We start from the raw sequence: 14,395 nt of genomic DNA on the forward strand, positions 1-14,395 counted from the left end.
AGGCTGCGCGGCGCGATCGTCGGGCATCTCGCGGCGTTCGAGATGACGTCGTCGATCCCCAACAAGCACTACGCGCGGGCTTTCCGACGCCACGGGCACGGAGACGACGTGACCTGGTATTTCGACGAACACGTCGAAGCCGACGCCGTCCACGAGCAAATCGCCGGGCGGGACCTGGCGGGCGGCCTGGCCGACGACGAGCCGGAGCTCGCCGCCGACATCCTCTTCGGCGCCGCCGCCAGCCTGCACATGGACGACCTCGTCGGCGGGCACATGGACGCCGCGTGGTCGGAGGGGCGGTCCGCGCTGCGGGATGCGGGGGAAGACCGATGAGCGAGCCCACCGGAGATGCCCGCGCAGTGATCACCGCCTGCCCGAACGGCCCGCTGCTGGTCCGGGGCGATTTCGCCATCGCCGCGCAGCCCGGCGCGAATCCGGAACGCCCGGAGCGCGCGGTCGTCGCGCTGTGCCGCTGCGGGGCGTCGAGCATCAAGCCGCTGTGCGACGGAACGCACAAGCTCATCGGCTTCACCACGGAGAAGTCGGGCGACGTGTCCGGCGGGCGCTCGGAACCCACCGGCCGCGACCGCGGTTGACCCGCCCCGGGGTCGCGCGACCCGAGGCCGACGGCCGGGCCCCTAACTCGGGTCGAGGACCAGCAGCAGATCCCCGCCGGTGACCTGTGTGACGCCTGCGAGCGGCACCTCCGCCACCGTTCCGCCCACGGGCGCGGTGATCGACGCCTCCATCTTCATCGCCTCGATCGTCGCCACCTGGGCACCGGCCTCGACGACGTCGCCTTCGGACACCGTGACGCTCACCGCGCCGGCGAAGGGCGCGGCAACGTGCCCCGGGTCCGACGGGTCGGCCTTGCGCACCTCCGGGATCTCGGAGACGACGGATTTGTCGCGGACGTCGAGCAGGCGCAATTGCCCGTTGAGCGCGACCATCACCGTGCGCATGCCCTTCTCGTCCGGCTCCGAGATCGCCTCGAGGGTGACCAGCAGCCGGACGCCCTTGCCCAGCGAAATGACGTGCTCGCGGTCGGGCGTCAGGCCGTAGAGGAAGTCGCGGGTGTGCAGCGAGGACAGGTCACCGTACTTGGCCCGGTGCGCGAGGAAGTCGCGGGTCGGGCCGGGGAACAGCAGCCGATTCAGCGTCGCGCGGCGGGTCGCGGAATCCGACGCCAACGCGGCGGCGTCTTCGTCGGACAGGTCCGCGATGCCGGCCGTGACGGTGCGGCCCTGGAGCGCGCGGGTGCGGAACGGCTCCGGCCACCCGCCGGGCGGGGTGCCCAACTCGCCGGCCAGGAAGTTGACCACCGAGTCCGGGACGTCGAAGTTCGCCGGGTCGGCGGCCAGCTCGTCGGGGTCGACGCCCATGCCGACCATCGCCAGTGCGAGATCGCCGACGACCTTGGACGACGGCGTCACCTTGATCAGCCGCCCGAGGATCTCGTCGGCCGCGGTGTACGTGTCCTCGATGGCCTCGAACCGGTCGCCCAGGCCCAGCGCGATGGCCTGTTGGCGCAGGTTGGACAGCTGCCCGCCGGGGATTTCGTGGCGGTACACCCGGCCCGTCGGGGCGCTCAGCCCCGATTCGAAGGGCCGGTAGATCCGGCGGATGACCTCCCAGTACGGCTCCATCGCGGAGATCGCCTCCAGCGGGATGCCGGTGTCGCGCTCCGTGTGCTCCAGCGCGGCGACCAGCGCCGAGGCCGAGACCTGCGACGTCGTCCCCGCCATCGATGCATCGGCGACGTCGACGGCGTCCACCCCGGCCGCCACCGCAGCCATGATCGTCGCCAGCTGCCCGCCGGCGGTGTCGTGGGTGTGCAGGTGCACCGGGAGGTCGAAGCGCTCGCGCAGCGCGCCGACCAGCTGCGCCGCCGCGGCCGGGCGCAGCAGTCCCGCCATGTCCTTGATCGCCAGAATGTGCGCGCCGGCGTCGACGCACCGCTGCGCCAGCTCCAGGTAGTAGTCGAGCGTGTACAGGTCCTCGTCCGGATCGGCGAGGTTGCCGGTGTAGCACAGCGCGACTTCGGCGACGGCCGTGCCGGTGCGCCGCACGGCCTCGATGGCCGGGCGCATCTGCTCGACGTCGTTGAGCGCGTCGAAGATGCGGAAGATGTCGACGCCGGTGTCGGCGGCCTCCTGCACGAACGCCTCGGTGACCTCCACCGGGTACGGCGTGTAGCCGACGGTGTTGCGCCCTCGAAGAAGCATCTGGATCGGGATGTTCGGCATCGCCTCGCGCAGCAGTCGCAGCCGCTCCCACGGGTCCTCGCCGAGGAAGCGCAGGGCGACGTCGTAGGTCGCCCCGCCCCAGGCCTCGACGGACAGCAATTGCGGCAGCGTGTGCGCGTAGGCGGGCGCGGCGGCGAGCAGGTCGCGGGTGCGCACGCGGGTGGCCAGCAGCGACTGGTGGGCATCGCGGAACGTCGTCGACGTCACTGCGACGGCCCGCTGCTCGCGCAGCTTGGCGGCGAATCCCTCCGGGCCCTCGTCGAGCAGCACCTGCCGCCATCCCGCCGGGGGAACGTGCCGCGACGGGCCGTCGAAAGGCGAGCGCAGCGGTTCGTCCAGCTTGTCGCCCGGATGCCGGGGCAGCTTGGCGCGCGGGTCCGGGCCCGCCACGGGGTTCCCGTGGGGCTTGTTGACGGTGACTTCCGCCAGCCACGTCAGCGCCTTCGTGCCGCGATCGGCGGACGCCTGGCCCTGGAGCAATTCGGGGCGCTTTTCGATGAAGTCGGTGGTCACGTTGCCGGCCAGGAACTCCTCGTCGGCGACGACGGCGCGCAGGAAGCCGATGTTCGTGGCCACGCCGCGGACGCGGAACTCGGCCAGGGCGCGACGGGCGCGGCGGACGGCCGCCTGATGGTCGCGGCCACGGCAGATGAGCTTGACCAGCATCGAGTCGAAGTGCGGGGAGATTTCCGCGCCGGCGTAGATCGTGCCGCCGTCCAGCCGGACTCCGGCGCCCCCGACGGACCGGTACGCGGAGATGCGGCCCACGTCGGGCCGGAAGTCGTTGGCGGGATCCTCGGTGGTGATGCGGCACTGCATGGCCGCGCCCCGGATGCGCAGTCGATCCTGCGAGATGTCCAGGTCGGCCAACGTCTGACCGGCGGCGATGCACAGCTGCGCCTGCACGATGTCGACGTCGGTGATCTCCTCGGTGACGGTGTGCTCCACCTGAATGCGCGGGTTCATCTCGATGAACACGTGCTGCCCGGCGCGTTCGCCGACGGTGTCGACCAGGAACTCCACGGTGCCGGCGTTGACGTAGCCGAGCTCCTTCGCCAGCTTCACCGCGTCGCGGTGGAGGGCCTCGCGGATGCCCTCGTCGAGGTTGGGGGCGGGCGCGATCTCCACGACCTTCTGGTGCCGGCGCTGCAGCGAGCAATCGCGCTCGAAGAGATGCACCGTCTCGCCGGTGGCGTCGGCGAGGATCTGGACCTCGATGTGGCGGGGCCGCAGCACCGCCTGCTCGAGGAAGACCGTGGCGTCGCCGAACGCGGTGGCGGCCTCCCGCATCGCCGCGCCCAGAGCGTCGGGCAGGGCCTCGCGCGTCTCCACGCGCCGCATGCCGCGGCCGCCGCCGCCCGCGACGGCCTTGACGAAGATGGGAAAACCGATGTCCTCCGCCTGCTCCAGCAGCGACTCGACGTCGTCGGACGGCTCGGTCGACCGCAGCGTCGGAATGCCCGCCCGTTCGGCGGCGCGCAGAGCCTCGACCTTGTTGCCGGCCAGCTCCAGGACCTCGGCGCGGGGGCCGATGAACGTGATGCCCGCGGCCTCCGCCGCCGTGGCCAGATCCGGGTTCTCCGACAGGAAGCCGTAGCCCGGGTAGATGGCATCGCAGCCGGATTCCACGGCGACGCGGATGATCTCGTCGACGTCGAGGTACGCACGCACGGGGTGGCCCTCCACCCCGATCTGATACGCCTCATCGGCCTTTTGCCGGTGGATGGAGTAGCGGTCTTCGTGCGGGTACACCGCCACGGTCTTGATTCCGAGCTCGTAGGCCGAGCGGAAGGCGCGGATCGCGATTTCGCCGCGATTGGCCACGAGGATCTTGGAGAACATCAGGTTGGTTCCATTCCGCCCCGGTCGGCGGGTTTCGCCGGGCGGGGGCTGTTTTGCGGGTGGGGTGGGCGGAGGTCAGCCGAGCAGGACGACGTCGAGGCGGCGGGGGCCGTGAACTCCCTCGACGCGTTCGAGCTCGATGTCCGACGTCGCGGAGGGGCCGGAGATCATGGTGATCGGCGCGGTCGGTTCGACGCGGGCCAGCGCCTCGGGGAAGAGCTCGACCACGGACTCCACGGGGATGACGCAGATGTGGTGGTCGGGAACGAGGCTGATCGCCCTGCGTCCCTCGTCGTCCCGGCCGGAGAGGAAGATGGTCCCGGTCTCGGCGCAGGACACCGTCGACGACGTGACCACCGCGTCGATCGCGTCGTTGAGTTCGCGGACGCCCAGCGGGGCATCGGCGGCGTCGATTCGGAATCGGCCTCCGCTTCCGGTTCCCGCACCGGGATCGGCGTCGGCACCGGTCGCACCGGTCTCGTCCGGCAACCACGCGGGGTCCAATCCCGGGGGCACGACGACGCGGTCGGCGTCGGCAAGCAAGTCGCGCACCCGCCCGGGCAGCGACTCCGCGGTCTCGCGGAACACGGTCGCCCGGTAGTCGACGAGCCGGTCCTCGAGCATGTCCAGGATCGCGTTTTCGCCGAGCGCCGATGTCCGCCGGTAGCCGCGCGGGACTTCGGGGGCCACCGGGGCATCGTCGAGGGCCGCGCGGATGCGGCCGAGGATCTCGTTCTTCGCGTCGCTCATTTCTGCTCCTGATCTGTCGAAACACCAATTCCGACGGGGGTCGCGCCGTGCTTGCGCCACCAGTTGCGGAAGGACGCCTTCGGCGGGGCGGGGATGTCGCGCTGGTCGGTCCAGCCGCCGGCGATGCCCGGCAGCCGGCCGATCCGGCGGTCGCGCCCGGCGATGATCCGCCCGAGCCGCAGACCGCGTTCCAGCAGCGCCATCCGCGGGCCGGAGGACATCGCCGCAGACGCCGCCTTCATCAGCAGATCCATCTGCGACGGCACGGCCCCGCGCTCCGCCTCGACGGCCTTCGCGCGGAGGTGCACGAGGATTTCGGGGATGTTGATCTTCACCGGGCACACGTCGTAGCAGGCGCCGCACAGCGACGACGCGAACGGCAGCGACGCGTTCTCCTCCGATTCGATGCCCGTGAGCTGCGGCGACAGGATCGCGCCGATCGGCCCCGGATACGTCGAGCCGTAGGAATGCCCGCCGGCGTGCTCGTAGACCGGGCAGACGTTGAGGCAGGCGGAGCAGCGGATGCAGTGCAGCGCGGCCCGGCCGACCTCGTCCTCAAGGACGGCGGTGCGGCCGTTGTCCAGCAGCACCACGTGCACGTCCCGCGGCCCATCGCCGGGGGTCGCGCCCGTCCACATCGACGTGTACGGGTTCATCCGCTCGCCGGTCGACGACCGCGGCAGCAGCTGCAGGAACACCTCCAGGTCGGCGAAGGAGGGCACGATCTTCTCGATGCCCATCACCGTGATCAGGGTGTCCGGCAGCGTCAGGCACATCCGGCCGTTGCCCTCGGATTCGACGACGGCGAGCGTCCCTGTTTCGGCGACGCCGAAGTTCGCGCCGGACACCGCGACGGAGGTCCCCAGGAACTTCTCCCGGAGGTGCAGGCGAGCCGCTTCCGCGAGGTCGCGGGGCTCGGAAGTCAGCGTGTCATCGGTCTCGGGCATTCCCTCCAGGAAGATGTCCCGGATTTCGTGGCGGTTGCGGTGGATCGCGGGCACGAGGATGTGCGACGGCTTGTCGTCGCCCAGCTGCACGATCAGCTCGGCCAGGTCGGTTTCGGTTGCGGTGATCCCCTGCGACGCCAGGTGGTCCTCCAGCCCGATTTCCTGGGTGGCCATGGATTTCACCTTGATGACCTCGGTGGATCCCGTGGCCCGGATCAGCTTTGCGACGATGGCGTTGGCCTCGTCGGCGTCGCGGGCCCAGTGCACCGTGCCACCTCGGGCCGTGAAATTCCGCTCGAATTCCTCGAGGAGCTCCGGGAGGCGGGCGGCGACGTTCTGCTTCAGCGCGGACCCGGCGTCGCGGAGCAGTTCCCAGTCGGGGAGTTCGGCGGCGACCGCCGCGCGCTTGCCCCTGATCGTGTGCGTGGCATGCCGGATGTTGGCGCGCATCTGCGAGTTGCGCATCTGCTCCTTCGCCGCCGCCGGGAACGCGGTGGTGGCGTGGAGATTGCCGTGGCCGTGGGCCGGCCGGACCACGGGAATGCCCAAATTGATGGCCGGCGCCGTCGCCGGTTCGTGCGCGGTCATCGCTTGCCTCCCGCAATGGCGGCGAAGCCGAGTAGGCGGGCGGCGGAGAATCGGCCCGCACCGCCCGCACTGCCCGCACCGCCCGGGCGTCCCCGGTGCGACGGCCGCGGGATGGACAGCTCGACGGGGCCGGTGACGTCGAGCGGCTCCTCCCTGGTGGAGGCGAGGATCTCGGCGAGGTGGACGGCGCGGACGGGAACCTCGCGCCGCGCCATCGCCCCGCCCATGTGCAGAAGGCAGGACGCGTCGCCGCCGGCGCACACGGACGCGCCGGTGTCGACGATGTTGCCGATCTTCTCCTCGACCATGCCCCCGGAGACGTCCGGGTTCTTCATGGCGAAGGTGCCGCCGAAACCGCAGCACTCGTCGGCGTCGGCGAGCTCGCGGAAGTCGATCCCGCCCACCGTGCGCAGCAAGCCGGCCTGCCGGTCACCCAGCCGCAGCAGGCGCATCCCGTGGCACGAGGGGTGATACGTGACGGGGTGGGGAAAGTGGGAGCCGAGCTGCGCGGCGGCGTCGGTGACGCCCAGGACGTCGACGAGCAGTTGGGACAGCTCGTAGGTGTTCGCGGCGATCTCGGCCGCGCGTTCGGCCAGGCGCTCGTCCCCGCCGGCGCGGGCCACCATGGGCTGCTGGTGGCCGAGCGATGCGACGCAGGACCCCGAAGGGGCGACGGCGACGTCGTAGTCGGCGGCGGAGAACGCCCCAACATGGTTGCGGACGACGGGCAGGGCCTCGGGCAAATAGCCGCTGTTGACGTGCATCTGCGAACAACAGCCCTGGCCGGGCGGGAAAACGACCTCGTGGCCCAGCCGTTCCAGGATGCGGACGGTGGCCAGGGCGACCCTCGGGTACATCGCGTCGACGATGCACGTCGAGAAGAGCGCGATTCTCATCGGACCTCCAGTTTTCGGGTGATTTCGGCACCGCGGCGAACCCCTCGGGCCGCTGTGGTCCGACCACACTAAACCAGTGAGCCACGTCACGCAAAATTCCGGGGAATTTTGTTTTGGTGCTTGATTTGCGTGACCGCAGTCACATAACCTCCTGTGGACTGACCACTTGGAGAACCGCATCGGCCCGTCGCCAAGCGAGCCCGACGCCGCCCCCGACCCTCCACCCGGCGTCAGCCAACCGGCCCCTCCCCGATCGGGGACGGCGCCCCTCCCCGACAGATGCACCAGGCCCCCGCCTCCCCACCCAGAGCAGCGCGGACGGCCGCAGAAAGGACCGTTTGATGGACAATCTCGCCGTGCTGAGCTTCCTCGCTCTGCTGCCGCTGCTCCTCGTGGGCGTCCTGTTGGCCGGCTTCCGCTGGCCCGCGAAACGCGCGATGCCCGTCGGCTACCTCGCCGCCGTGATCATCGCCGTGACCGTGTGGAAAATGAGCCTCACCGGCGTCGCCGCCGCGACCATCGAAGGGCTCGTCGTCGCCGGAACGATGCTCTACATCGTCTTCGGCGCACTCCTGCTGCTGTCGACGCTCACCGTCGGCGGGGCCATGGCCACCATCCGCGCCGGGTTCAACAACATCTCCGCCGACCGCCGCATCCAGGCCATCATCATCGGCTGGCTGTTCGGATCGTTCATCGAAGGCGTGTCCGGCTTCGGCACCACCGCCGCCGTCGTCGCGCCACTGCTGCTGGCCATGGGCTTCCCCGCGATGTCCGCCGTCATGGTGGGCCTCATCGTCCAGTCCACGCCCGTCAGCTTCGGCGCCGTGGGCACCCCGATCCTCGTCGGCGTCGCCGGCGGCCTCGGCGGAGACCCGGCCGTGGCCGAACGCGTCGAAATCCTCGGCGTCACCATGCCGGAGTTCGTCAACTCCATCGGCTTCTACACCGCGGCAATCCACGCGATCGTCGGCGTGCTCATCCCGCTGATCATCGTCACCCTGCTCACCGGCTTCTTCGGCCCGGACCGGCGCTTCCGCGACGGGCTGGCCATCTGGCCCTTCGCCATCTACGCATCGCTGGCCATGACCGTCCCCTACCTGCTGGTGGCCAAGTTCCTCGGCCCCGAGTTCCCGTCCATGTTCGGCGGCATCATCGGTCTGGCGCTGGTCATGTTCACCTCGGGCAAGGGCTTCCTCATGCCCAAGGACACCTTCGACTTCGGTCCCCGCGCCAGCTGGCCCGCCCGGTGGATGGGCACCATCGAACCGGCCGAGGCCACCGACGTCTCCTCGCGGATGAGCCTGACCCGCGCATGGGCGCCGTACGTGCTCATGGCGGTGCTGCTCGTGGCCACCCGCGTCATCGCCCCGCTGAAGGAGTGGCTGACCGGCCTGGCCATCCCCTTCGAGAACATCCTGGGCACCGAGGTGACCACCACCGTCCAGCCGTTCTACCTGCCCGGCTTCGTGCTGATCCTCACCTCCGTCTTCGCCTACGGCCTGCACCGGATGAACGGCGCCCAGATCAAGCAGACGATCAACATCTCGGCCGGCCAGCTCGCCGGCACCGCCGCGGCCCTGGTGTTCGCCGTGCCGCTGGTGCGCGTGCTCATCCAATCCGGCCCGGCGCTCAACGAGTCCGGCCTGTCCAGCATGCCGGTGACGCTGGCCGAGGGCGCGGCACTGGTCTCCGGCTCCGCCTGGCCCGTCATCGCCCCGTGGATCGGCGCCCTCGGCGCCTTCATCGCGGGATCCAACACGGTGTCCAACCTGACGTTCTCGCAGTTCCAGTACTCCACGGGCGTCGCCATCGGGTTGGAGCGCCCGGAGCTGATCGTGGCCACCCAGGCCATCGGCGGCGCCGGCGGCAACCCCATCGCCATCCACAACATCGTCGCGGCGTCGGCCACCGTCGGCCTCCTCGGCCGCGAGGGCGACCTGCTGCGCCAGACGATTCTGGTGACCACGTACTACTGCCTCGCCGGCGGTGCGGTGGCCTACCTCTTCATCTACGGGTTCGGGCTCAACCTGGGCACGATCATGCTCGCCGCACTCATCGCGGCGCTGGGCTTCATCGCCGCCAAGCTGTGGAAAAAGGATGCCCCGGCGAAGGTCGGCGCGGGAGTCTGATGCGGCGGCGGATCCGCCGGCGGAACGGGTGAACGCGCCCGGCCCGCCCGGGCGGGCCTAGAATCGACGAAAGTCGTTTCTGCCAGGAGGCCCGCCCATGCCCGCCACCACCGCCCGCGCCTACACCGTCGTCCTCGATTGGCTGGAGGAGCGTCTCCGGAGCGGGAAGATCTCCGTGGGCGACAAACTGCCCGGCGAAAGGCAGTTCGCCGAGGACTTCGGCATTTCCCGGGCATCGGTCCGCGAGGCCATCCGCGTCCTCGACGCCATGGGCCTGGTCCGTTCCGCCACCGGTTCCGGCCCGAAGGCCGGGGCCGTCGTCATTTCGGAACCGTCCGCCGCCCTGGCCTGGGCCCTGCGGATGCACGTGGCCACACGGTCGCTGCCGGTCGGCGATCTGGTGCAGACCCGTCTCCTCCTGGAGACCCAGTCCGCCATCGGGGCCGCCTCGGCACCGGACGGCCCGGAACGCACCCGGATTCTGGAGCGGGCCGAAGAGCTGCTCGACGTCATGGACGACCCCGAGCTCCCGGCTCGCGACTTTCACGCGCACGACGCCGAGTTCCACGTCCTCCTCGCCTCCCTGGCGGGCAACGTGGTGGTGGAGACGATCATGGCCTCGCTGCGCCAAGCGACCATCGGCTACGTCCAGGAAACCGTCTCGGGGCTGGGCAATTGGCCGGAGATCAGCCGCACCCTGCAGGAACAGCATCGGGAAATCGTCGCCGCCGTGCGCGAGCGCCGCGGCGAGGAGGCCGCGGAACTCCTCCGCCATCACATCACCTGGTTCTACGGCTTCAGCGAGAGGAAGAACGAGAAGGCCGAGAAGACCGGCGAGAGCTAGCCAGCAGCCGCGCCCGCACGCTAACCCACCTCGAATGTCCTAACCCACCCGTTAGAACAGGCTCTTTTCGCGATTCGGGGTGGGTTAGCCGGACAAGGGCCGGGGGACGGTCGCCGGCGGCCCCGACGCACCGACCCCGAAACAGCGGAAAACCCCGGATTCTTTCGAATCCGGGGTTTTCCCGTGGTGAGGGGTTTACGAATGCAGGTCAGGCACGGTCCAGAGAGCACGGCTCCCGCGGGTCAGTTCCGAAAATCCCGCGACTTTCTCAATACCGTGCTTCATGCGTGATGACGCCCGCTACCGTGATGATGTCCCCCTCTCGGGGAACAGTCATCCTGACTCACGGGGATGGCTACTGTCCGGCCTCCGGTCATCTGCGAATATCGTATCCGCAGGTCATCGGGCTTCTTGACTAAAGTGCAGGTCAGAACTCGAAAACAATCGGCCAGTTTAGATTCAGCAGGCCGTACCATGAGCGACATGAACACGTCGAACAGCCAAGCAGTCATCCGCTCGGCGGATCGTGCGGCGGTCGTCGACATCATCGCCAACATTCGAGCTACCGCGCCACTGACCCAGCCCGCCCGCGCCGAAATTCTGCGAACCGAGGGCGTAGCGGCACTGACGGCTGCGATCTTCGAGGACACCCTGTTTGATCCGCACCTGGAACAGGCTCGTGCCGAGGCGAAAAAGGACCTCGAAAGCTGGATTGCCGCCGGGTACGCGGTGACCTCCCTGCTCGATGACACGTATCCGAAGTACCTGGCGGGCGTTCACCAGGCCCCGGCGCTGCTGTTCAGCCAGGGCCAGCTGATGCCGGACGACAACGGCGTCAGCATCGTCGGCACCCGCACCCCCACCGAACCTGAGCGTCAGGCAGCCGCCGACGTCGCCACCGGCCTGGTCGAGGCCGGGCTGACCGTGGTCTCCGGGATGGCATCGGGCATCGACACCACAGCCCATGAGGCCGCGCTGGCCGCCGGCGGGCGCACCGTCGCCATCATGGGCACCGGCTTGGACCACACCTACCCGGCGGAGAACCGGGGCCTGCGTCGGCGAATCGAGGCGACGGGCCTGGTGGCATCTCAGTTCTTCGCCGACATGCCCGGATCGCAGAAGACGTTTCCCATGCGCAACGTCACCATGAGTGGCTACGGGCGGGCCACCATCGTCATCGCCGCCGGGGAGCACTCGGGAACCCGACACCAGGCCCGGGCGGCGATCAGCCACTCGCGGGGGCTGATCCTCACCCCAGCGGTTGCCGAGCGCACCACCTGGGGCCGGAAACTCGTCGACGAGGGCCGCGCCCGTGTTGCCCACAACCCTGCCGAAGCAGTGAAACTGGCCCAGGGCATCATCGCCGTCGCCGAGTTGGGACATGAGTTGTTCACCTAATGGACGACTTCAACGCGAAGGTGAGGACCTACTTGGGATCGTTGACGCACTTTCATGCGGTGCCGGCAGATCGTAGCGACGTGTGCCGGGTGTGCTGTGGTCCCACCGGCGTCGACTGGGACGCTGCCCACTACCCGACCTGCCGCAAATGCCGATCAATGCACAGGCAGGCGCAGGCAGCGGATGCGGCACTTGCGGATACCACCGCCTTCGTGACCTACGCCTTGCAGTACAGGGACAAGTCGTCCGATATGGCGCTGGATGACATGTACTCGTACAAGAATCCCGGAAGGACGCCGGCCCGCCGCCACGAGGCTGGTGCCCGCATTGCTGCGTTGTTGTACTCGACACTGCATACGCTGGAGTCTCGCCGTCGTATCGGGGGCCCGTTCACGGTCGTGACCTTCGTCCCGTCGAGTGCGGGCGCGGGATCATCTGCGCTGTCGGAGGTCATCGCAAGGGCACTGGCGAAGATCGACAGGGCACCAACGGTCGACAGCACCCTGGACTTGACGGCGGGGAAAGAGCGGGTCAAGCATCGGTTCGACGTCGACAGGTTCACCGTTGCCGAGCCTGCCCGGCTTCGCGGGGCGCGGGTGCTGTTGGTCGAGGACACGTGGGTGTCGGGCGCCAATGCCCAGTCCGCCGCCGCCGCACTACATGCAGCGGGATCGTCGTGGGTGACAGTCCTGACGGTGGCACGGATGCTCAACGAGCGCGACGAGCGGGGCGCATACTTGCGCAGCCGCTACCGGGAGCTGCCTTCCCCCACGATGGCGCCGTAATTCGGCTCTTCACGATTTAGAGTGCGTTGATCCGGGCGTGCAGCTGCCCGGAGTGAATCAGACACCGCAAGATGTAGTGGTCGAGGTTGCGGAACCCCAGGGCGGTGCCCCGTAGATGCTCTAGGGCGTGTCTCCCATAGCTGAGCGGTGACCCGCGAGACGGTGTCCGTATGGCACAGACGAAGTCAAGGTTTCGCCAGTTCACCGATGAGCAGTGGGAGCGGATCGAGCCCCTGCTGCCCTCCAACCAGGGGCGGCAGGGGCATCCGTTTCGCGACAACCGCAAGGTGGTCGAGGGCATCATCTACCGCTACCGGACAGGGATTCCGTGGCGTGACCTGCCGCGAGATGAGTACGGCCCGTGGCAGACGGTGTGGAAACGCCACGCTCGATACGCCGAGGACGGCACCTGGGACCGGGTCCTGCAGGCAATCCTGGCTGACGCCGACGCCGACGGGATGATCGACTGGAACGTCTCGGTCGACGCCACCATCTGCCGCGCCCACCAGCACGGCACAAATACGACCCGCCCTGAGCAGGACACAGGGGGCTCGATCGAATCACAAGAATCGCCCCGCAGCCGAGTGTGAACCTGCAGGTCACGGCATCGGCAGGTCGCGTGGCGGACTGACGACCAAAATCCACAGCGCCGTCGACGGCCGCGGGCGACCGCTGGCGAACGTGGTCACCGGCGGCCAACGCAACGACGGTGCGATGCTCGAACAGGTGCTCGCCGACATCCACGTTCCCCGCCACGGGCGGGGCCGGCCCCGCACCCGCCCAGACGCGGTGATCGCCGACAAGGCGTACTCGTCCGGAACCATCCGCCGCCAGCTCCGCAACCGGGGCATCGCCGCCGTGATCCCGGAGAAAAGCGACACGATCGCCGCACGAGCACGCCGAGGCGGCCGCGGCGGCAGACCGCCCAAACTCGACGTTGACCTCTACAAAGGGCGAAACGTCGTCGAACGATCCTTCGCCCTGGCCAAGCAATGGCGAGCCCTGGCCACCCGTTACGACAAACTCGCGATCACCTACCGCGCCGCCGTCACACTCTGTTCGATCCTGTCCTGGGTACGCCTATTGGGAGACACGCCCTAGATGTTATGTCCCGGTAGGTTGCGAACGCTGCCTACCGGGCCATCACCACATCCGGCGATAACCACGGTCAGGCAAAAAAAAGGGGAAGGCCGTCCCTGTGATTGTCTTGGGTTACCACACTCAAAGACTCCAGAAACGACCTTCCATGACCCACGCTAACGCACCACTGACCCCCACCGGGCGAGGAGCGCCTGGCCTAACTCATCGTCAACGACGGATGGAGCTGCGCCCGAGCCGCCGAACGATTCCAGGTCTCGCCCTCCACGGCCCACAAATGGTAGTAGTGCCCCATAGAGTGGTGTAACTCGGTGACCAGGACCGTGATTGGTCTGCTCATGGCCTGCTGGCAGGCGTACGCGTGGGGATGGGCCGCACCGGCGGTGCGCGTCGAGGCCCGCCGTGTGCAGAGGACTCCCGCCAAGGGCCAGACCTACGTCCGCGAGACCGACCCGGGAGTCAAGATCATCAGTGGCGGTGGCGCGGCCGCGTCCACGAAGGAGAAGCGCACCATGAGCCAGGACATCAACATCAAGCTCGACCGTGGACCGGACAACCACGTGTACACGATCATCGGCACGCTGCTGGCCTGCGGCGCGGTCGGCATGGCCGCGTGGGCTATCAGCAACGCCGGGATGCTCGACCTCGCGGCCACCGGGCTGACGGTCTTCTTCTTCCAGCTCGTGCAGGTGATGATGAAAGTCGGCCTCATCACGCTGCCGGAGCGGAAGAGTACGGACTTTCAGCAGACCTCCGGCCTGCTCAAGACCGCCTGGCGCGAGTTCCAGGAGTTCCAGGGCCGCTCGCCCATCTGGCGGATGGCGCTGCTGGCGCTCGGCTTCACCGTCGGCTACATGATCTTCCGCTGGGGA

General features: G+C 68.9%; 11 protein-coding genes and 2 pseudogenes. 9 read left to right on the plus strand and 4 right to left on the minus strand.

From position 1 onward, the window contains the following. Together GX015_RS09385 and GX015_RS09390 are read left to right on the plus strand one after the other, a co-directional pair. Positions 1–333 (plus strand): iron-containing redox enzyme family protein (locus GX015_RS09385; protein ID WP_291344628.1); only part of this gene is annotated, 333 nt, incomplete at its 5' end. Beyond that, complete coding sequence (locus GX015_RS09390; protein ID WP_291344630.1) at positions 330–596, plus strand: CDGSH iron-sulfur domain-containing protein; 267 nt, start codon at positions 330–332, stop codon at positions 594–596. The genes GX015_RS09385 and GX015_RS09390, both read left to right, overlap by 4 nt. Positions 597–638: 42 nt before the next feature. On the opposite strand, the gene GX015_RS09395 is transcribed toward GX015_RS09390, so the two are convergent. From GX015_RS09395 to GX015_RS09410, 4 genes are all read right to left on the minus strand, one after another. Next, a complete protein-coding gene (locus GX015_RS09395; protein WP_291344632.1) occupies positions 639–4,088 on the minus strand; it encodes a pyruvate carboxylase in 3,450 nt (1,149 codons plus the stop codon). A 75-nt stretch (positions 4,089–4,163) separates the two neighbouring features. Further along, the gene (locus GX015_RS09400; RefSeq protein ID WP_291344634.1) at positions 4,164–4,838 is read right to left on the minus strand and encodes an LUD domain-containing protein; all 675 of its coding nucleotides are present in this window, start codon (positions 4,836–4,838) and stop codon (positions 4,164–4,166) included. Beyond that, on the minus strand, positions 4,835–6,250 hold the full coding sequence (locus GX015_RS09405) for a lactate utilization protein B (RefSeq protein WP_291344647.1): 1,416 nt from the start codon (positions 6,248–6,250) through the stop codon (positions 4,835–4,837). Before GX015_RS09405 ends, GX015_RS09400 begins: the two co-directional genes overlap by 4 nt. A 119-nt stretch (positions 6,251–6,369) precedes the next feature. Beyond that, complete coding sequence (locus GX015_RS09410) at positions 6,370–7,269, minus strand: (Fe-S)-binding protein (protein WP_291344636.1); 900 nt, start codon at positions 7,267–7,269, stop codon at positions 6,370–6,372. A gap of 341 nt (positions 7,270–7,610) precedes the next feature. On the opposite strand from GX015_RS09410, the gene GX015_RS09415 reads away from it, so the two are divergent. The 7 genes and pseudogenes from GX015_RS09415 to GX015_RS09445 all read left to right on the plus strand — a co-directional run. Then, complete coding sequence (locus GX015_RS09415) at positions 7,611–9,398, plus strand: L-lactate permease (protein WP_291344637.1); 1,788 nt, start codon at positions 7,611–7,613, stop codon at positions 9,396–9,398. Between the two features lie 97 nt (positions 9,399–9,495). After that, positions 9,496–10,242 carry an FCD domain-containing protein gene (locus tag GX015_RS09420; protein WP_291344639.1) on the plus strand — a complete coding sequence of 249 codons (747 nt, stop codon included), beginning with the start codon at positions 9,496–9,498 and terminating at the stop codon, positions 10,240–10,242. Between the two features lie 474 nt (positions 10,243–10,716). Continuing rightward, a complete protein-coding gene (locus GX015_RS09425) occupies positions 10,717–11,640 on the plus strand; it encodes a DNA-processing protein DprA (protein ID WP_291344641.1) in 924 nt (307 codons plus the stop codon). Beyond that, positions 11,640–12,425: a hypothetical protein gene (locus GX015_RS09430; protein WP_291344643.1), complete on the plus strand. Its 786-nt coding sequence runs from the start codon at positions 11,640–11,642 to the stop codon at positions 12,423–12,425. The genes GX015_RS09425 and GX015_RS09430 overlap by 1 nt, the downstream gene beginning before the upstream one ends. Before the next feature lie 170 nt (positions 12,426–12,595). Beyond that, positions 12,596–13,526 (plus strand): annotated as a pseudogene (locus GX015_RS09435) (IS5 family transposase). 145 nt (positions 13,527–13,671) lie between these two features. Beyond that, positions 13,672–13,804: pseudogene (locus GX015_RS09440) on the plus strand (leucine zipper domain-containing protein); the annotation flags it as partial. A 30-nt stretch (positions 13,805–13,834) separates the two neighbouring features. After that, the coding region (locus tag GX015_RS09445) for a hypothetical protein (protein WP_291344645.1) at positions 13,835–14,395 on the plus strand (561 nt) is incomplete at its 3' end.

Origin of the sequence: Corynebacterium sp., assembly GCF_012837295.1 — a bacterium.
Taxonomy (GTDB): domain Bacteria; phylum Actinomycetota; class Actinomycetes; order Mycobacteriales; family Mycobacteriaceae; genus Corynebacterium.